Source organism: Curtobacterium sp. 458 (assembly GCF_030406605.1).
Taxonomy (GTDB): Bacteria; Actinomycetota; Actinomycetes; order Actinomycetales; family Microbacteriaceae; genus Curtobacterium.
Map to the genome: position 1 here is coordinate 2,181,602 of NZ_CP129104.1, position 20,670 is coordinate 2,202,271.

The 20,670-nt window shown below is 73.8% G+C and carries 9 protein-coding genes, 1 tRNA gene and 1 other RNA gene; 8 read left to right on the top strand and 3 right to left on the bottom strand.

What is annotated here, in order from left to right; genetic code table 11:
- The first annotated feature begins 25 nt into the window (after nucleotides 1-25).
- Both QPJ90_RS10900 and QPJ90_RS10905 read left to right on the top strand, forming a co-directional pair.
- On the top strand, nucleotides 26-1,282 hold the full coding sequence (locus QPJ90_RS10900; protein ID WP_290131253.1) for a multidrug effflux MFS transporter: 1,257 nt from the start codon (nucleotides 26-28) through the stop codon (nucleotides 1,280-1,282).
- A 175-nt stretch (nucleotides 1,283-1,457) separates the two neighbouring features.
- Nucleotides 1,458-3,548 carry a helicase HerA-like domain-containing protein gene (locus tag QPJ90_RS10905; RefSeq protein ID WP_290131254.1) on the top strand — a complete coding sequence of 697 codons (2,091 nt, stop codon included), beginning with the start codon at nucleotides 1,458-1,460 and terminating at the stop codon, nucleotides 3,546-3,548.
- A gap of 156 nt (nucleotides 3,549-3,704) precedes the next feature.
- Here the strand turns inward: QPJ90_RS10905 and QPJ90_RS10910 are convergent, their stop codons facing one another.
- Entirely contained in the window at nucleotides 3,705-4,349 is a 645-nt protein-coding gene (locus QPJ90_RS10910) for a hypothetical protein (protein WP_290131255.1), read from the bottom strand.
- 276 nt (nucleotides 4,350-4,625) lie between these two features.
- Nucleotides 4,626-4,713 (bottom strand) — tRNA-Ser (locus QPJ90_RS10915).
- A gap of 123 nt (nucleotides 4,714-4,836) precedes the next feature.
- Here QPJ90_RS10915 and pta point away from each other — a divergent pair.
- Nucleotides 4,837-6,945, top strand: coding sequence for a phosphate acetyltransferase (gene pta / locus QPJ90_RS10920; protein ID WP_290131256.1), 2,109 nt, complete (start codon nucleotides 4,837-4,839; stop codon nucleotides 6,943-6,945).
- An 82-nt stretch (nucleotides 6,946-7,027) separates the two neighbouring features.
- Nucleotides 7,028-8,224, top strand: coding sequence for an acetate kinase (locus QPJ90_RS10925; RefSeq protein WP_290131257.1), 1,197 nt, complete (start codon nucleotides 7,028-7,030; stop codon nucleotides 8,222-8,224).
- Nucleotides 8,225-8,387: 163 nt separating this feature from the next.
- Here the strand turns inward: QPJ90_RS10925 and QPJ90_RS10930 are convergent, their stop codons facing one another.
- Nucleotides 8,388-9,062, bottom strand: coding sequence for an SDR family oxidoreductase (locus QPJ90_RS10930; protein ID WP_290131258.1), 675 nt, complete (start codon nucleotides 9,060-9,062; stop codon nucleotides 8,388-8,390).
- A 36-nt stretch (nucleotides 9,063-9,098) separates the two neighbouring features.
- On the opposite strand from QPJ90_RS10930, the gene ffs reads away from it, so the two are divergent.
- The 4 genes from ffs (at nucleotide 9,099) to recR (ending at nucleotide 20,574) form a co-directional block, all read left to right on the top strand.
- Nucleotides 9,099-9,195: signal recognition particle sRNA small type (gene ffs, locus QPJ90_RS10935), an RNA gene on the top strand.
- Nucleotides 9,196-9,400: 205 nt separating this feature from the next.
- Nucleotides 9,401-17,008 carry a choice-of-anchor G family protein gene (locus QPJ90_RS10940; protein WP_290131259.1) on the top strand — a complete coding sequence of 2,536 codons (7,608 nt, stop codon included), beginning with the start codon at nucleotides 9,401-9,403 and terminating at the stop codon, nucleotides 17,006-17,008.
- A gap of 132 nt (nucleotides 17,009-17,140) precedes the next feature.
- The gene (locus QPJ90_RS10945) at nucleotides 17,141-19,975 is read left to right on the top strand and encodes a DNA polymerase III subunit gamma and tau (protein ID WP_290131260.1); all 2,835 of its coding nucleotides are present in this window, start codon (nucleotides 17,141-17,143) and stop codon (nucleotides 19,973-19,975) included.
- On the top strand, nucleotides 19,975-20,574 hold the full coding sequence (gene recR, locus QPJ90_RS10950; RefSeq protein ID WP_058725994.1) for a recombination mediator RecR: 600 nt from the start codon (nucleotides 19,975-19,977) through the stop codon (nucleotides 20,572-20,574). The genes QPJ90_RS10945 and recR overlap by 1 nt, the downstream gene beginning before the upstream one ends.
- Nucleotides 20,575-20,670: the final 96 nt, after the last annotated feature.

Below are 20,670 nucleotides of genomic sequence, written 5' to 3' on the forward strand. Positions count from 1 at the left end.
CTCCCCACGTCGAAGGACCCTGCTCGTGACCGCGCCCGCCACCACCGGTTCGCTCCGCGTCGTCCTGCACCCGGGGGACTCGCTCTCCCGCGGGCAGCGCCTCGTCTACGTCTTCGTCCTGGGGGCCCTCACCGCGCTCGGGCCGTTCACCATCGACCTGTACCTGCCGGCGTTCCCGTCGCTCGAGGGCGACCTCGGGATCTCGGCCGGCACGGTCCAGCTCACCCTGACGGCGACCACGATCGGGTTCGCCGTCGGGCAGCTGCTCGTCGGCCCCTGGAGCGACAAGGTCGGTCGGCGCCTCCCGCTGATCATCGCGACGAGCGTGCACGTGGCGGCCTCGGTCGGGGCCGCGCTCGCCCCGAACGTCGAAGTGCTCGCGCTGTTCCGGGTGCTGCAGGGCATGGGGGCCTCGGCCGGAGGCGTCGTGGCGATGGCGACCGTCCGCGACCTGTTCGGCGGCAAGCCCCTCGTGCGCATGCTGTCCCGCCTGGCGATGGTGAACGGGCTCGCGCCGATCCTCGCCCCGCTCATCGGTTCGCAGATGCTCCGGTTCACGAGCTGGCGCGGCATCTTCGTCTTCCTCGCCTGCTACGGCCTCGCCGTGGTGATCGCCTCGGTGCTGCTCATCGTCGAGACCCTGCCGCCGGCACGTCGACACGAGGCCGGGCACTCGAGCGTCGGGCAGCGGTACCGGGCGCTCTTCTCCGACCGGATCTTCGTGGGCGTGGCCCTCATCGGCGCGATGGTGTTCAGCGGGCTGTTCTCGTACCTCAGCGCGTCGCCGTTCCTGTTCCAACAGGTGTACGACCTCAACGCGCAGCAGTACGGCCTGCTCTTCGCGGTGAACTCGATCGGCGTCGTGCTCGGGGTGCAGATCTCGTCCCGCATCGCGCAGCGCGTCGGCCCGCAGTGGATCCTGGCGTGCTCGACCGCGACGCTGTTCCTCGCGGCCGTGGCGATCATCGTGCTCGACCTGCTCGGCGCCGGGCTCGTCGGGGTGCTCGTGCCGCTGTGGTTCTTCATCGCCGCCTGCGGGTTCTCGTTCCCGCTCGTGCAGGTGATCGGCCTCGCGGCCCACGGCAAGGAGGCGGGCACCGCAGCGTCCCTCCTCGGTGCCCTGAACTTCGGCGTGGCCGGGCTCATCTCGCCGATCGTCGGCTGGCTCGGCATCACCACCGCGGCGCCCATGGCGGCCGTGATGGCGTGCACGTCGGCCGTGGCGATCGCCCTGCTCTGGGTGGTCGTGCGGCCGCGGACGGTGCCGGCGCTCTCGCACTGACGCGTCGCGCGGCGGCTCGCGCGGCGTCGCGCGGGGGCGGGTGACGTCGCGGTGCGCGAGCCGTCGCTGTCGCTGTCGGACGACGTGACCGCTGTCGGACGACGTCGACCGTGTCGTCCGACGGCGGCACGAGCGGGACCGAACCGGCTGTCCGCGCCGTTCGTATGCTGAGCGCATGAGCGATGCGGTGGAGCAGGCCCGGGCGGCGGCAGCGGCGGCGAAGGCCGCGGCGGACGAGGCTCGGCGCCTCGCGGACGAGGCCGCGGCGCGGGCCGAGGAACTCGCGGCGGCGCTCGCGGCCTCCGTGCCCACCGCGGACGCGGCACCCGACGCGGACGCACCCGACGTCGCCGGCGCACCCGCACCGACACCTGCACCGGCCGCGGACGACGGAACCCCCGCGACCACCGACGGGCCGGCGTCGTCGTCGGGGACCGGCACCGCGCCTCCCGGCAGTGCACCGGCGAGCACACCCGCTGACGCGACTGCACCCGCCGACGCGACCGGACCCGCCGACGCGACCGGACCCGCCGGCGCGACCGGACCCGCCGACGCGACCGGACCGCTCGGGCCGGACGCCGTGTCGGCGGTCCGCGACGGCTACGAGGTGACCGGCAGCGCCCTCGAACTCGGCGCCCTCGTGAACGGCGAGGCGCTGCCCGACGTGCAGGTGCGCATCCCGCTCGGCATGCTCAACCGGCACGGCCTCGTGGCAGGCGCGACGGGCACGGGCAAGACCCGCACACTCCAGCTGCTCGCCGAGCAGATCGCCGCGAACGGGGTCCCCGTCTTCGCCGCCGACATCAAGGGCGACCTGTCCGGCCTCGCGGTGCCGGGCACGAGCAGCGAGAAGCTCCTCGCCCGCACCGCCGGCATCGGGCAGGACTGGCAGGCGGTCGCGAGCGAGGCCGAGTTCTACAGCCTCGGCGGCCAGGGCACCGGCGTCCCGATCCGCGCGACCGTGTCCGGGTTCGGCCCGCTGCTGCTCTCGAAGGTGCTCGGGCTGAACGAGACGCAGGAGTCCTCGCTCGGGCTCGTGTTCCACTACGCCGAGCAGGCCGGGCTGCCGCTCGTCGACCTCTCGGACCTCCGGAGCGTCCTGACGTTCCTCGTCAGCGACGACGGCAAGGAGGAACTGGCCGAGCTCGGCGGGTTGTCGAAGCAGACCGCCGGCGTGATCCTCCGCGAGCTCATCACCTTCGCCGACCAGGGCGCCGACCAGTTCTTCGGCGAGCCCGAGATCGACACGCAGGTGTTCCTCCGGACGGCCGCGGACGGTCGGGGCGTGGTCAGCCTGCTCGAGGTGCCGGGCGTGCAGGACCAGCCGCAGGTGTTCTCGACGTTCCTCATGTGGCTCCTCGCGGACCTCTTCAACGAGATCCCGGAGGTCGGCGACCAGGACAAGCCGAAGCTCGTGTTCTTCTTCGACGAGGCGCACCTGCTCTTCAACGGGGCCTCGAAGGACTTCACCGACCAGATCGTGCGCACCGTCCGGCTGATCCGGTCGAAGGGCGTCGGCATCTTCTTCGTGACGCAGACACCGAAGGACGTGCCGAACGACGTGCTCGCGCAGCTCGGGTCGCGCATCCAGCACCAACTGCGCGCGCACACCCCGGACGACGCGAAGGCGCTCCGGGCCACGGTGTCGACGTACCCGTCGAGCGACTACGACCTCGGCGAGGTCCTCACCTCGCTCGCCACCGGCGAGGCGATCGTCACGGTCATGAACGAGAAGGGTGCGCCGACCCCGGTGGCGTGGACCCGGCTCCGAGCTCCGCAGGGCTCGATGGACCCGATGCCGGCACCCGACCTGGAGGCACGGGTGCAGTCATCGCCGCTCCTCGCCACCTACGGCACCCGCGTCGACCCCGATTCGGCCTACGAGATGCTCGCCCGCCGCATGGAGGCCGCCGCCGCGGACGCGGCCGCTGCCGACGCGGCGAAGGCCGCCGCGGCGGCCGCTGCCGAGGCCGAGAAGGAGGTTGCCCGGGCGCAGGCCACCGCGGCGAAGGAGGCTGCGGCGAAGGCGAAGCAGGAGGAACGCGACCGGGCTGCGGCGCAGAAGGAGTACGAGAAGGCGCAGCGGGAGTTCGAACGGGCCGAGCGGGCTGCCGAGGCGCGGCGGTCGGGGCGGTCGAGCACGCGGACGACGGCGTCCCGGAAGGCGAACGACCCGCTGTCGGACCTGCTCGGGTCCGGACTGGGTCGGACGATCGCCAAGGAGGTCGTGCAGGGCATCTTCTCGACGCTGCGTCGGCGTCGCTGAGGCCCGAGCAGGCGTGCTGCCCGTCGGGCGTGCTGCCCGTCGGGCGTGCTGCTCGGCGGGCGTGCTGTCCGGTGGGCGTGCTGTCCGGTGGGCGTGCTGTCCGGTGGGCGTGCTGTCCGGTGGGCGTGCTGCCCGGTGGGCGTGCTGCCCTCTTGGTCAGGCGGAGAGGAGGCCGGCCGTCTCGACGACGAGGAGGCCGCCGACGACGAGGACCGCGAGCAGCCCGACCACGAGGAACGCCCGGGAGCGCTCGTACCACGCGCGGCTCGAGGGCCAGCGCCGCGCGAACTCCCGGGTGGTCACCGGCTTGGGCTCCTCGGTGACGGTCACGCCGAGTTCGTCGACGACGCGGTCGAGTCCGGCGTCCCCCCACACGTCACCGCGCAACCGGAACAGGTGCGTCCCGTCAGCGGCGAACGCGACGAGTTCGCGCACGGACCGTTCGACCGATGCGCCGTAGGTCTCGACGAGCAGGACCCGGTCGACCGTGTCGCGGGGGATCCGACGACTGGAGGAGAGCACGCCGCGCACGTCGACCGTGGTGGCGTCGACACCGACGTAGGCCGTCCCGAGCCGGACGACCGCCGCGCCCACGACGACGGCGAGGAGCACGACGATCGCGGCCATGAGCGCCCACAGCCGGAACGGGAAGGACACCCAGACCAGGGCGACGGCGAGGGGGACCGCGGAGAAGGCGATGCTCAGCGCGGTCGATCGGACGAGCGCGCTGCGGGGACGGACGACGAGGTCGTAGGTCCGGACGCGCGGCCGTACCGCCGCCTGCGCAGTCATGTCCCCCACGTCGGATCCTCCTGAGATGCGGGCACAGCGAATCGCGCTGCCGAGCGACGCCCCTGCCACTCGTGTCCCGTGGCGTCCCGTCCCGGGGACGCCGTCCGGTCAGCATAGGCGACCGACGGGTACCGGGGACAGCCCGTTCCACCCCGCGGCGGCGTGTCCTGGCCACCGTGCGCGGATCGGGGTGCGGGGCGGTCCACCAGGTGGGGGACCAGGCACCTCGCGCGAGCCGTGAACGACGAAAGCGCGAGACCGGGGTCTCGCGCTTTCGTCGTGTGCTGGCGGAGGATAGGGGATTCGAACCCCTGAGGGCTTGCACCCAACACGCTTTCCAAGCGTGCGCCATAGGCCACTAGGCGAATCCTCCAGGCGCCACCTCGCGGTGACGACACCCCATGGTACAGGTCCGCGAGGGTGTGGATGACCACCTGCATCCACGGATGGGAATCCGCCCGGATGTCGCGACATGACCGGCGGCTACCCTGGATCCGTGTCGACCCGCATCTACATCACGTCCGCGGAGGGCCACACGGGCAAGAGCACCGTCGCCCTCGGAGTCCTCGAGACGCTCGCCCGCACGGTCGGCCGAGTGGGTGTGTTCCGGCCGGTGGCGCGCTCCGTGCACGAGCCCGACTACGTGCTCGAACTCCTGCTCCAGCACACCGCGGTCGGCATCTCCTACGACGACGCGGTCGGGGTCACCTACGACGACGTGCACGCCGACCCGGACGCGGCCGTCGCGACGATCCTCCGGCGGTTCGCCCAGGTCGAGCAGCAGTGCGACGCGGTCGTGGTCCTCGGTTCGGACTACACCGACGTGGGCAGCCCCACCGAGCTGTCGTTCAACGCCAAGGTCGCGACGAACCTCGGCGCTCCCGTGCTCCTCGTGCTCGGTGGGCGCGACTCCGCCGACCGCGGCGCCCGCACGCCCGAGGCCATGGCCCAGGTGGCGGACGTCACGACGAGCGAGCTCCGGGCGGCACACGCGCAGCTCCTCGGCGTCGTCGTGAACCGAGCGGACCCCGAGCGGCTCGCCGAGATCGTGTCGAGCGTCGGCGCCGCCGTGCACGACGACCACGCCGGCGTGCCGGTCTGGGCGATCCCGGAGGACCCGGTGCTCGTGGCGCCGACGGTCCGTGCCCTGCTCGAGGCCACCGACGCCACGCTGGTCCGCGGCGACGAGGCCCTGCTCGACCGTGAAGCCCTCGGCACCGTGGTCGCCGGGATGAGCATGGAGAACGTGCTGCCCCGGCTCATCGAGGGCGGCATCGTCGTCGTGCCGGGAGACCGCAGCGACGTCCTCATCGCGACGCTGCTCGCCAACCAGTCCGAGACCTTCCCGAGCCTCGCGGGCGTGATCCTCAACGGCGGGTTCGAGACCGCCCCGCAGATCTCGCGACTGCTCGAGGGTCTGTCGAGTTCGCTGCCGATCGCGCAGAACACGCTCGGCACGTACGACACGGCGCTCCGGATCACCCAGACCCGGGGGCGGCTCGCGGCCGACTCGCCACGCAAGGCCGACCTCGCGCTGGCCCTGTTCGAACAGCACGTCGACGCCGACGAGCTCCGCGACCGGCTCCAGGTCACGCCGTCCGGGGTGGTCACACCGCTCATGTTCGAGCACGGCCTCCTCGACCGGGCGCGCGGGTACGGCAAGCACATCGTCCTGCCCGAGGGCGACGACGACCGCATCCTCCGCGCGGCGTCGACGCTGCTCGCGCGCCAGGTCTGCCGGATCACGATCCTCGGCGAACCGGCGGCCATCCGGGCCCGCGCGACCGAGCTCGGCCTCGACCTCGAGCAGGCGCAGCTCCTCAGCCCCTTCGACCCCGAGCTCCGGGAGCGCTTCGCCGAGGAGTACGCCCGACTCCGAGCGCACAAGGGCATGTCGGTCGAACTCGCCCGCGACACCGTCACCGACGTCTCGTACTTCGGCACGCTCATGGTGCAGCTCGGCCTCGCCGACGGCATGGTCTCCGGGGCGAAGCACACCACCGCGCACACCATCCGGCCGTCCTTCGAGATCATCAAGACCCGCCCCGAGACGTCGATCGTGTCGAGCGTGTTCCTCATGGCACTCGCCGACCGGGTGCTCGTCTACGGCGACTGCGCGGTGATCCCGGACCCGACGAGCGAGCAGCTCGCCGACATCGCGATCTCCTCGGCCGAGACCGCGACGCAGTTCGGCATCGACCCCCGGGTCGCGATGCTCAGCTACTCGACGGGCGACAGCGGCTCCGGTGCCGACGTGGACAAGGTGCGGGCGGGTACGGCCTTCGTCCGCGAGCGCCGCCCGGACCTCCTCGTCGAGGGCCCGATCCAGTACGACGCGGCCGCCGATCCGACGGTCGCGAGCACGAAGATGCCCGACTCCCCGGTGGCGGGCAAGGCGACGGTGTTCATCTTCCCCGACCTCAACACCGGCAACAACACGTACAAGGCCGTGCAGCGTTCGGCCGGCGCGGTCGCGATCGGCCCGGTGCTCCAGGGGCTCCGCAAGCCGATCAACGACCTCTCCCGCGGAGCGCTCGTCAGCGACATCGTCAACACCGTCGCGATCACGGCCATCCAGGCCGGGACCGCGACCGAGCCCGCCTGACCCGGCCGACCCCACCCCGCGGCGTGAGCCGACCGACCACCGCGCACCGCGCCTCCAGTCCGAACGGAAAGGCAACCACCCCGTGACCGCAGCCCTCGTCGTGAACTCCGGATCGAGTTCGTTCAAGTACCAGCTCATCGAGCTCGACGACGAGCGGACCCTCGCGTCCGGCCTCGTCGAGCGCATCGGCGAGTCCGCCGGGGCCTGGAAGCACACGAACGCGATCACGGGGGAGTCCTCGTCGAACGACGCCGCGTCCGTGCCGGACCACGCCGCGGGCTTCCAGGCGATGCTCGACGCCTTCGGGAAGGTCGGACCGTCGTTCGAGGACCACCCGCCGGCGGTCGTCGGGCACCGCGTCGTGCACGGCGGCACCACCTTCGACGCCGCCACCGTGGTGACGGCCGACGTCGAGCAGCAGATCGAGGACCTGTCGTCCCTCGCGCCGCTGCACAACCCGGCGAACCTCGAGGGCATCCGCGCGGCGAAGCAGGTGTTCGCGGACGTGCCGCACGTCGCCGTCTTCGACACCGCGTTCCACCAGACGATGCCGCCGCACGCGTACACGTACGCGATCCCGTCCGACCTCGCCGAGCGGTACGGGATCCGCCGCTACGGCATGCACGGCACGAGCCACAAATACGTCTCCGAGCAGGCAGCCGCGTTCCTCGACCGCCCGCTGTCCGAGCTGAAGACGATCGTGCTGCACCTCGGCAACGGGGCCAGCGCGGCGGCGATCGACGGCGGTCGGTCGATCGAGACGTCGATGGGCCTCACCCCGCTCGAGGGCCTCGTGATGGGCACCCGCTCCGGCGACCTCGACCCCGCGGTCCTCGTGCACCTCCACCGTGAGGCCGGGCTCGACTTCGACGAGCTCGACGACATCCTCAACAAGCGGTCGGGACTCCTCGGGCTCACCGGCAACGGCGACATGCGCGACGTGCAGGACGCCGCCTCCAAGGGCGACGAGGTCGCCGAGGCGGCGCTCGCCGTGTACCGGCACCGCATCCGCCGGTACGTCGGCGCCTACACCGCGCAGCTCGGCGGGCTCGACGCGGTCGTCTTCACCGCGGGGGTGGGGGAGAACAACGCCCTGCTCCGCCGACGGGTCCTCGCCGGTCTCGAGCACCTCGGCATCGAGATCGACGCGGACCGCAACGAGCTGGCCTCACGGGAGGCCCGACGCATCTCCACGGACACGTCACGTGTCGCGGTGCTCGTCATCCCGACGAACGAGGAGCTCGAGATCGCCCGGCAGTCGGCTGCGGTCGCGCTGTAGCGTCGCCCTCCCGGCGCCGCGCAGCGTCGCCGCGCTCGACCGGCGGTCCGGCGCGGTGTGCGCGCTTCCGGCGTCCAACCGCGATCCCGACGTCGGACCAGGCCGGGTGCCTGGTCCGACGTCGGGATCGTGGCGCGACCCGGCCGTCGCTGCGCGGCGCGCGTCAGCTGAGCGCTGCGAGCGCCGCAGGGATCGGGGTGTTCCCGCTCGTCACCTCGAACTGCACCCCCACCGCGAGGTCGTCCACGAGCGCGTGCACCACGAGGGCCGCCACGTCCGCTCGGGGGATCGAGCCGCGCGGGACCGTCCGGCCGACGTCGACCGTGCCCTGCGGCGGTGTGTCGAGCAACGCACCCGGACGGATGATCGTCCACCGCAGGTTGCGGGCCCGGATGTTCGCGTCGGCCTCCGACTTCGCCCGCAGGTACACCTGGAACACGTCGGCGTCGCTCTGCGCGGGGACGACGGCCCGCTCGGGGTCGTAGCGGTCCGTCGCCATCGCGGAGATCATCACGTACCGCTGCACACCGAGGCGTTCCGCGGCGTCCGCGAGCAGGAGTGCCGCGTCGCGGTCGACGCTGAGCTTGCGTTCCGCGCCGCTGTTCGGACCGGCGCCGGCGGCGAACACGACCGCGTCGACGCCGCGGAGCCGCAGCGCGAGCTCGTCGTCGTCGAGCTGCTCCAGGTCGGCCACGAGCGCGGTGGCGCCCTGCTGTTCGACGTCCGGGACGTGGGCGGGGTTCCGGACGATCGAGACGGCGTCGTGTCCGGCATCGGTGAGCTGACGGGCGAGGAGGAGGGCGATCTGCCCGTGGCCCCCGGCGATGGCGATCTTCATGTGTCCGATACTGCCCGTCGCGTCCGGTAGACTTCCGGAGGCTCCTCACGTGACGCCATCCAGGCCAACTCCCCCAGGGCGGAAACGCAGCAAGGGTAACCGGGCTCTGGCGGGTGCGTGGGGAGTCTTTTCGTGCGCCGATCGCTCCGTGCGCCGATCGTTTCGTGTGCCCGGCGCGGTTCGGTGACGGTTTCGTCACGGCCCGCGGACAGATTCCTGATCGTGTGTGAAGATCGGTCCCAGGAACCCCCAACCAGGGTTCCGACCCTCCACCGCCTCACCAGCGGGGGAGTTCCGAGGATCAGGTGGCGGGTGCGCCCGCCAGGAACGGGACACGCATGCGCGAGCACGTGTCGTCGCGGCGTACCGTCGCGGCGGGCATCGGGGAACGACGGATCGACGGTGCCGGGAGGCGTGCTCGACGACGAGCACCGCGCGACCGGCGCCCACTGCTGCGCGGTGCTGTCGTCGCCACGGTGACGGCGCTGGTCGCCGCCACCGTGGCGATCCAACCGGCGACGGCAGCGCAGTCCGACGTCGCCGAGGCCGAGGGGGTCCTGCTCGGGGGCTCGGGCATCGTCGACGTCGACTCGATCGCACGGCTCGGCGGGGCGTACTCCGCCCGGGCCGCGACGAGCGGGGGCGGCACCACGAGCCAGCCGCTCGACCTCACCGCCGTGAACGCGCTCGGGGTTCGACTCGGGAACAACCTCGACCTGCTCGGGTCGAACGGCATCCTGACGCTCGGCGTGGACGGGCAGTACGCCCGCAGTTCGGCGACCGGAGCGACCGCCTCGGCCGGGCTCCTGACCGACGACGGTGCGATCGGGGTGGGATCGGGGACCGGCACGAACGCGGCGACGCTCGACCTGCGTCCGCTGCTGTCCCGCGTGGGTGCGGACACGTCGGTCCTCTCGACCGGACGGCTGCAGGTCGGCGCGCTCGCCTCGACGATCACCGCGACGCGCGGGGCGACCGTGACGACGTCGAGCGACTACCGGATCGCCAGCGCACGGCTCGACCTCACGAGCCCCGCGGTCGCCGGGTTGAGCACGTCGCTCCGGAGCGACCTCCGGTCGTTCTCGACCACGGTGAACACGACCGTCGGCGCCGACGGGGCGCTCTCCGGCGTCACGACCGGTCTCACGGCCGAACTCCAACGCCTCCTCCGGACCACCGCGCTCGGCCCGCTCGTGAACGTCGACGGCACCACGGTCAAGGCGTCGGTGAACCTCAACCTCGACGACACCCTCACGCAGGTGCTCGCCCAGCCCCTGACCGACGGCGCGGTGACGATCACCCCGTCGACCGGCGCGATCACCGTCGACCTCGACAGGCTCACGGCGCTCAACGGCCAGCCGGCGAACACACCGGTGCTGACGGACGCGGCGGTGGCGTCGATCAACCAGAGCATCGCCACGATCCTCGGGACCCAGCTGCCGACGGCGCTGCGGACGGCCGTGGTGAACACGATCAACTCGACCGCCGTGCGCATCGACGTCGCGGCGAACGTCCGCACCGCGGTCGGGGCCCTCGACCCGATCACCATCCGGGTGGACTCGACCCTCGGGCAGCTCGCCGGCACCGCCCCCGGCACGCCGACGACGACCGCGACGGGCGGCCCGCTCGGGCTGGCGCTCCTGGGCACGCTCCTCACCCCGGCGATCACCTCGCTCGTGATCCCGGCAGCGCAGACGCTCGTCCGTCTGCTCGTGACCGGCACCGCACTCGACGACCTCGGGACCGCACTGCGGGCCACGACGACCGCGGTCGCGCGGACGCTCGCACCGGTCGTGCTGCTCCTCCGCCAGGTCGTCGACCTCACGGTGAACGCGCAGGACACGAGCACCGGCTTCCGCGACGGCCGCGGCTACGACACCGGCGCTCGGAGCGTGCACGCCCTCCGGCTGTCGGTCCTGCCCGGCGCGAACGTGGCGACCGTCGACCTCGCGACCTCGACCGTCCGGGCCGCGGCCTTCGCGACGCCGACGATCACCGCGCCGACCGCGGGGCAGCAGTTCAGCGTGCCCGCCGCGGCCGCGACGCGCAGCATCACGGTCAGCGGTGCGGGCGAACCCGGCGCGACGATCCGCGTCGACCTCGGCGGCGGCCGCTCCGGTACCGCGACCGTCGCGGCGAACGGCACGTGGACGACGTCGGTCGCGAACGTGCCGACCGGCGAGTACACGGCCACCGCGACGCAGACCGTCGGGGGCACGGCCGCGGGCGCCGCCACGCAGCGCTTCACCGTCGTGGCACAGCAGCCGCTCGTGGTCACGAAACCCACCTCCGGACAGACGTTCACCATCGCGGGCGCCTCGACCACGGTGACGGTCACCGGTACGGCGACGCCCGGTGCGCGCATCGACGTCGACCTCGGTGGCGGGCGCACGGGGTCGGCGACCGTCGCGGCCGATGGGTCCTGGAGCGTCCCGGTCGCGGACCTGCCGACCGGCAGCTGGACCGCGAGCGTGACCCAGACCGTCGGGGACTCGACGTCCGCACCCGTCACCCGGTCCTTCCGCGTCGTGCAGGCAGCCGACCTGACGATCGCGTCGCCGAGCGCTGGGCAGGACCTCCCGCTCGCCGGCACCACCCGCGAGGTCGTCCTGTCCGGGACGGCGCAGCCCGGGGCCACGGTCGACGTCGACCTCGGCGGCGGCCGCACGGCGACGACGACGGCTGCGGCGGACGGGTCGTGGTCGGCGACCGTGCCCGACGTGCCGGCCGGCTCGTACGACGCAGCCGTGACCCAGACCGTCGGCGGGTCGACGAGCGAGCCGGTGCGTCGCGCGTTCACCGTCACGGCCGCCGAGCGGTTGACGATCACCGCTCCCGCGGACGGCAGCACGATCCGTGTGGCCGACCCGACCTCGACCACACCCGTGACGGTCCGCGGCACCGCGGCTCCGGGAGCCCGGGTGTCGGTCTCGATCGGCGGAGCGTTCGCGGCGACGACGACCGCGGGCGACGACGGCCGGTGGAGCGCCACCTTCGCGGGCGTCCCCGTGGGGGAGCGCACCGCCACCGCGACGCAGACGGTCGCCGGCACGACGTCGGACCCCGTGTCGAGCGACTTCGCCGTCGCGGCGGGTGCACCCCTCGTGCTGACCGCGCCCGCGGACGGTGCCGTGCTGACGGTGCTCACCGCCGACGACACGACCGACGTCCGCGTCACCGGCACGGCGCAGCCCGGCGCCACCGTGGACGTCTCCCTCGGCTCGGGGCTCACGGCCAGCACGACCGCCGACGACGAGGGCGACTGGACGCTCAGCGTGGCCGGGGTGCCGGTCGGGACCCGCACGCTCAGTGCCACGCAGACGGTCGGCGACACCACCTCGCCGGTGGTCACGAGGACCCTCACCGTCCGGGCCGCCGCGGCACTGACCGTCACGACGCCGACGCAGGACAGCAGCACGACCGTCGCCACCGCCGACTCGACGATCGACGTCAGGGTCTCCGGTGCGGCCGAGCCCGACGCCGACGTGGACGTCCGACTCGACGGCGGCGCGGTGGTGACGACGACCGCGGGCGACGACGGCACCTGGTCGGTGACCCTGCCCGACGTCGACGTCGACGACCACACCGTGCGGATCACGCAGACCGTCGGCGGCGCCACGTCCGACCCCGTCGACCGGGACTTCTCGATCATCGCCGGCGCCCCGGTCGCCATCGACACACCGGTCGCCGACGCCGAGATCGCGGCCGGCCCGGGTGGCTCGGCTCCGGTCGTCGCCACCGGCACCGCCGAACCCGGTGCCACCGTCACGGTCCGCTTCGACGACGGTGACTCGATCGAGGTCACGGCGGGCCCGGACGGCCGCTGGACCGCACCGGCGACCGGCAGCGTCCGGCTCGACACCGACGACCACACCGTCACCGCGGTCGCGACCGTCAACGGCACGCAGGGCGACAGCGTCTCCCGTGCCTTCTCGGTCGTGCCCGGGACGGCCATCACGATCGAGACCCCGCCCGTCGGCACGCGCATCGTCGTCGTCGACGAGGACGCCCGCGCGACGGTCCCGATCACCGGCACGGCCGAACCCGGCGCCGCGGTGTCGGTCTCCGTGGACGGCGGAACGGCGCTCACGACGGCGGCCGACCCGACCAGCGGCGCGTGGACCGTCACCGCGACCGGCATCGCACCGACCGGCACGCACACCGTCAACGCGACGCAGACCGTCGGCAGCGTGAGCACGAGCGCGATCCCGACCACGTTCCAGGTCGTCACGGCCGCGCCCGTCCGGATCACCGCACCGACGACCGACCCGATCCGCGTCGCGGGCGAGGACGTCACGCGCGACGTGCGCGTCACGGGCACGGCGCAGCCCGGCGCGACGGTCACCCTGTCGGTGCCCGAGCAGGACGACCGCACCACGACCGCCGCTGGCGACGGGTCCTGGTCGGTGACCCTGCCGGACCTCGGCGTCGGTGCGTACACCGTGTCGGTCACCCAGGAGGTCGCGGGCGCGACGTCCACGCCGGCGGAGCGGACGGTGACGCTCGAGGCCGCCGACCCCGTGGAGATCACGTCGCCGGGCGCCGGGATCCTGTACGTGCCGGACGCCGGGGACACCCGTCCGGTGACGGTCGTCGGCACCGCCGACCCCGGTGCCCCGGTGCGGGTGACCCTCGCCGACGACGAGCTGACCACCACCGCGGACGACGACGGCGACTGGACGGTCGTCTTCACCGCCGTGGCGGAGGGCGACCACCCGCTCGTCGCGACCCAGACCGTGGGCGGCACCACTGCCTCCAGTCCGGAGCAGACCGTGGAGGTGCGCGCAGCCGCGGCACTCGCGATCACCGAGCCCGAGGACGACGCGACCATCACCGTCGCGGACGCCACCGGGACCGTCGACGTGACGGTGACGGGGACGGCGCAGCCGGACACGGACGTGACCGTCCGGCTCTCCACGGGAGCGTCGGAGACGGTGACGAGCACTGCGGACGGTGACTGGACGCACACGTTCACGGACGTGCCGGTCGGGGACCACCGTGTCACGGCGACGCAGTCGGTCGACGGGCGGCAGTCCGCTCCGGTGACCGTCGACGTGACGGTCGCCGCCGGTGCGCCGCTCGTCGTCCGGACCCCGGCCGGGGCCACGACCGTCACGGTCGCGGACGAGGACGCGACGACCGACGTCGACTTCGCCGGCACCGGCGCTCCCGGTGCGGAGGTGACCGTCGACCTCGGTGGCGGCCGCACCGCCACGGCCCCCGTGCGCCAGGACGGTACCTGGGACGCCACCGTCGAGGACGTCCCGGTGGGATCGTCGACGGCGTCGGTGACGCAGTCGATCGGCGGCACCACGAGCGCCGCCGTCGAGCGGTCCGTCTCGGTCGTGGCCGCGGCGGTGCTCACGATCCGGCAGCCCTCGGACCCCGTCACGGTCGCCGGACCGGACGCCACCACGACCGTCACCGTCGCGGGCGACGCCCAGCCCGGCGCCACCGTCGAACTCACCGTCGACGACCGCGACCCGGTGCGGACGACGGCGGGCACGGACGGGTCGTGGAGCATCGACGTCCCGGACCTGGGCGTCGCGACGCACACGGTCAGCGCCACGCAGACGGTCGGCGGCTCCACCTCGACCACACCGGTCGAGCGCGACGTCGTCGTCGTGGCCGGTGACCCGGTGACGGTGACGGAGCCGACGGCGGGGCAGGAGTACACTGTCGCCGGACCGGACGCCACCACCACGGTCGACGTCGCCGGGACCGCCGAGCCCGGCGCCACCGTCGTGGTCGACCTCGGCGGCGGCCGCAGCGAGTCCACCACGGCCGACGAGGACGGCGACTGGTCGGTCTCGGTGCCGGACGTGCCGGCGGGCGACCCCACCACGGTCCGGGTCACGCAGCGGATCGGCGACACCGTCTCCGAGCCGGTCGAGGTCCGGGTGAGCGTCGCCGTCGCGGACCCGATCACGATCGCAACACCGGGCGACGGGACCGAGCTCCGGGTCGCGCAGCCGGACTCGCAGGTCGCGGTCACGGCGGCCGGCGCGGCCGACGCGGGCGCCACCGTCCGTGTGACCATCGACGGCGGTGACCCGGTCACGACGACCGCGACGGGCGGCACCTGGAGCGTCGACCTCGGGACGGTCGGCACCGGCGAGCACACCGTGCGCGCCACCCAGACGATCGGGGCGTCCACCTCGCCCGCGGTCACGAGCACGTTCACCGTCACCGCCGGTCGCGCGCTCACGCTGACCAGCCCGGCAGCGGACGCCACGATCACGGTGCCGAACGGGACGACGTCCACCGACGTCCCCGTGTCCGGCACGGGCGACCCCGGTGCGACCGTCCACCTCGTCGCCGACGACGGCGCGCCCATCGAGGTCCTCGTGGACGGCGACGGCCGCTGGTCGACGACCCTCCCGGGCGTGGAGCCGGGCGACCACACGATCGAGGTGCGGCAGGTCGTCGGCGGCACGGTGTCGACGCCGATCGACCGCGCGTACACCGTCGAGGTCGCACCGGCCGAGGCCATCGTCGTGACCGCCCCCGCCGAGGGCACGGTCTACCGCGTGGTCGGCGGGTCCACCACGGTCACCGTGAGCGGCACCGCGGCCCCGCGAGCGGCGGTCAGCGTCCGTGTCGACGGCGGCGACCCCGTCACCACGACCGCGGACGAGGACGGCGACTGGTCGGTCGACGTGCCGTCGGTCGGCACCGGGGCCCACACGGTCACGGCGTCGCAGCGCATCGGCTCGGAGTCGTCGTCCGCACCGGCGGTCGGCTTCACCGTGCAGGCAGCGAGCGGCGTCGACGTCCGGACCCCCGTCGACGGCCAGGTCTTCACGGTCCCGAGCGGGACCGCGGACGTGCCGGTGTCCGGCACCGCAGAACCCGGCGCGCGCGTCACCGTGGACATCGACGGGCGCACGCAGACCACCCTCGCCGGCGGTGACGGGTCCTGGACCGTCACGGTGCCGGGCGTGCCCGCGGGTGACCACACCGTCGCGGTCACCGAGACCGTCGGCGGCGTCACTTCGCGGCCGGTCACGGTCGGCGTCACCGTGGTCGTCGCGCAGCCCACGGGCATCACGATCACCAGCCCGACGCCCGGTCAGCTCATCCCTGCCACGGGCACGGGCGACACCGGTTCGTTCACCGTCCGCGGGACCGCGACACCACGCGCGCTCGTCGTCGTCACCCTGTCCGACGGGCAGTCGAGGACGACGGCCGCGGACGCCGCGGGGGCCTGGAGCGTGACCTTCGACCGCGTGCCGGAGGGCGAGTGGACGATCCGCGCGACCGAGAGCGTGAACGGGGTCGCCACCGCGGCCGAGCCGGTCGCGGTCGTGGTCGCCGCGGTGGACCCGCTCGCGATCACGGCCCCGACGCCCGGGGCGCACCAGCAGGCGAACGCGGCCGGGTACACCGACTGGCGCGTGACCGGGACGGCGGACCCCGGCTCGACCATCACCCTGTCGGTCGACGGCGGGGCGCCGGTCACGGTCACCGCGGGGGCGGACGGCTCCTGGAGCGTCGTGCTCCGGCTGCTCGTCGGTCCGCACACGATCAGCGTCACGCAGACGGTCGCGGGAGCGACGTCCGCGGCGCAGTCCGTGCGCGTGGTGGTGGACGCGGCGCCGTCCGTACCGGGTGAGCCGGGTACGCCGGGTGAGCCGGGTACGCCGGGTACGCCGGGCACGCCGGGCACGCCGGGCACGCCGGGCACGCCGGGCACGCCGGGCACGCCGGGTGAGCCGGGTACGCCGGGCACGCCGGGCACGCCCGGCACCCCGGGTGTTCCGGGTGCTCCAGGCACTCCGGGGGCGCCCGGCAGCGGCGGCGGTGTCGGGACGGGCGGCGGTCTCGCCTTCACCGGGGCCGACGTGGCGCCGCTCGCGAGCGCGGCAGCCGGACTCGTGGTGCTCGGGTTCCTGCTCCTCGGTCTGTCGCGACTCGCGCGCGGGGTGCGTCGCCGCAGGGGCTGACGCCGGTCGCGACGCGACCATGAGACGGACTGGAGGCACGGTGCACGCCCGCACCGTGCCTCCCGTCCGTCGGTCGGCCGGGTCCTGTGGAGACGGCTGGTGGTGTCGGCGGTGCCGACTACCCTTGGTCGCGTGGTCACCGCCCTGTATCGCCGTTACCGGCCCGAGAACTTCGCCGAGCTGATCGGGCAGTCCCAGGTCACCGATCCGCTGCGCACCGCGTTGCGGACGAACCGGGTCAACCACGCCTACCTCTTCAGCGGCCCCCGCGGCTGCGGCAAGACGACGTCGGCGCGCATCCTCGCGCGCTGCCTGAACTGCGCCGAGGGGCCGACCGACACGCCGTGCGGCGTGTGCCCGAGCTGCGTCGAGCTCGCCCGCGGCGGCGGCGGGTCGCTCGACGTCATCGAGATCGACGCGGCGAGCCACAACGGCGTCGACGACGCGCGCGACCTCCGCGACCGTGCGGTGTTCGCCCCCGCCCGCGACCGCTACAAGATCTTCATCCTCGACGAGGCCCACATGGTCACGCCGCAGGGCTTCAACGCCCTGCTCAAGCTCGTGGAGGAGCCTCCGGAGCACGTCAAGTTCATCTTCGCGACCACGGAGCCCGAGAAGGTCATCGGCACCATCCGCTCGCGGACCCACCACTACCCGTTCCGACTCGTGCCGCCCGCCGCGATGCTCGAGTACGTCGAGCAGCTCTGCCAGCAGGAGTCCGTGTCGGTGGCTCCCGGCGTGCTGCCGCTCGTCGTGCGTGCCGGTGGGGGGTCGGTCCGCGACACCCTGTCGCTGCTCGACCAGCTCATCGCGGGCAGCGAGGACGGTGCGATCGCCTACGAACGCGCTGTGGCCCTGCTCGGCTACACCGACGCCGCGCTCCTCGACGACGTCGTGGACGCGCTCGCCGTGGCCGACCCGGCGTCCGCGTTCGCCGCGGTCGACCGCGTGGTGCAGACCGGGCAGGACCCGCGGCGCTTCGTGGAGGACCTGCTCGAGCGTCTCCGTGACCTCATCGTCGTCGCCGCCACGAACGAGAGCGCGGCCGCCGTGCTCCGCGGGGTCTCGCCGGAAGAGCTCGACACGATGACCCGGCAGGCCGGCGTGTTCGGCGCGACCGGGCTCTCCCGGGCGGCCGACATCGCGAACCGGGCGCTCACCGAGATGACCGGCGCGACCTCGCCCCGCCTGCACCTCGAACTGATGACGGCGCGCATCCTCGTACCCGAGAGCGACGACACCCAGCGGGGCGCCCTCGCCCGGGTCGAGCGGCTCGAGCGACGCATCGGTGTCGGTGACGCCGGTGGGCACCAGGCCGAGCCCGTGCGGGCTGCCGGCGGTGCCGAGTCGAGCCGAGGCCAGGCCCCCGCTGCTCCGACGCCGACCCAGGCACCGACGACGTCCCCCGCGCGCCAGGCCGCGCCCACCGCCCCGGCCTCCACCGCCCCGGCCTCCACCGCCCCGGCCGCCGTCGCTCCGGCCGCCACCGCCCCGGCCACCGGTGGTCCGGCGCAGCCGCCGCGCTCCGCCGGTGCGCCCGCGTCGTCCGTCGCCGCTCCGGGGCAGGAGTCATCGACCGCGCCGGGCACCGCGGCCCGTGACGCCGCCGCGTCCTGGGCAGCAGCGGTGCCGAGCGCACCGAGCCCGTCGCAGGACCCGGGTCCGTCGTCCGCGGCCGCGCCGCAGTCCGAACGGCCCTCGGAGCCCGTGAGCTCCTCGTCCACCGGGCAGGGCACGGCCGTCGGCGACGAACCCGCGGTGCAGCCGGTCGGTGTCGTCGGCTTCCAGCAGATGCGTGACGCATGGCCGCAGGTCGTCGAGCACGTGCAGCGTGCCAAGCGTTCGGCGTGGTCCGTCGTCGTGACCGCGCAGGTGACGGCGCTGCGGGACGACGTGCTGACCCTGACGTTCCCGAGCCAGCAGGACGTCGCGTCCTTCAAGGAGATGTCCGACCCGTCCGCCAGCGTGAGCGAGCTGCTCCGTGCGGCCATCGTGGACGTGCTCGGCATCCGTGTGAAGTTCGTCGCGCGGGGTCCGGCGGCGGCTGGGGCACAGCAGCGTCCGGCGCCCGAGCAGCAGCGGCAGGCCGCGGAGCAGCCGCAGCAGCGTCCTGCCCCGCAGCAGCGTCCTGCCCCGGAGCAGCAGCGGCCGGCCGCGCAGCAGCAGGCGCCGGCGCCCGATCAGCAGCAGCAACGGCCGGCGCCGGAGCCGCAGCGGCCGCAGCGTCCAGTGCCGGAGCAGCAGGAGCCACAGCAGCAGGAGCAGCGCTCAGAGCGAGCACAGCAGCCTGCCGAGCCGAGTGCGCCCGTCACGGAGTGGGCGGTCGCCACGATCCCCACCACGGACCCGACGGCGGGTGCCGTCCCCGAGTCGGTCCAACCGACCTGGGGTGCCCCGTTCGGGCAGACCGACCCGAACGAGCCCGTCGCACCGGCAGAACTGCAGCGCCCGGACCCTGCGGCCGACGCAGCGCTCGCCGCGCAGCTCCGCCCGGCATCGTCCTTCTCGGCTCCGGCGCCTCGTGCCGCTCCGTCCGGCAGCGGTGTCGAGCCCGCCCCGACCGACGACGCCGCCACGAGCTCCGACCAGGTCACGGCGACCGCAGCTGGCACTCCCACCGCGGGCACCGCCACGACCTCGGCGGCCACGCCGTCGAGTGACGTCCCGATGGACGACTACCCGCTCGACGACGAACCGTACGACGACGGCGCGCCCTTCCCGGACCCGGGGTCCGGCGCCCCGAGCGGTGGATCCGCGCAGCGCGCCGCGGCCCCGACGCAGCAGCAGGCGCCGCAGCAGCAGGCGCCGCAGCAGCAGGCGCCGCAACAGGCCGCCCGGACGGCCGCTGCGCCCGCCCCGCAGGTCCGCCGAACCGCCGTCGCCGGTCGCTACGGCGAGGCCGTCGTCCGCGAGATCCTCGGTGCGCAGTTCATCGAGGAGACCGCCCTCCACGAGGACGGTGCCTGATGTACGACGGCATCGTCCAGGACCTCATCGACGAGTTCGGCCGCCTGCCCGGCATCGGCCCGAAGTCGGCGCAACGCATCGCGTTCCACATCCTCCAGACCGAGTCGTTCGACCCGACGCGGCTCTCCGAGCTCCTCGCCGAGGTCAAGGAGAAGGTCCGGTTCTGCGAGGTCTGTGGGAACGTCACCGAGAACGTGCAGTGCAGCATCTGCCGTGACCCGCGACGGTCCCCGAGCGTCATCTGCGTCGTGGAGGAGGCGAAGGACGTCGCCGCCATCGAACGGACGCGGGAGTTCCGCGGGCTGTACCACGTGCTCGGCGGCGCCATCAGCCCGATCGACGGCGTCGGGCCGGACGACCTCCGGATCCAGCAGCTGATGACGCGCCTGGCCGACGGCACCGTCGACGAGGTCATCATCGCCACCGACCCGAACCTCGAGGGGGAGGCGACGGCGACGTACCTCAGCCGCCTGCTCGTGCCGATGGGCATCCGGACGACCCGGCTGGCCTCCGGGCTCCCCGTCGGCGGTGACCTCGAGTACGCCGACGAGGTCACCCTCGGCCGCGCGTTCGAGGGCCGACGGCTCGTCGGCGGCTGACGCCCGCGCAGGATCGTTGCGTCGAGGGCCGCCCCGACGCAACATCCACGAAACACCCTCTACGATTGTCGGAACCGCGCGCTCCGCGCGTCCGCC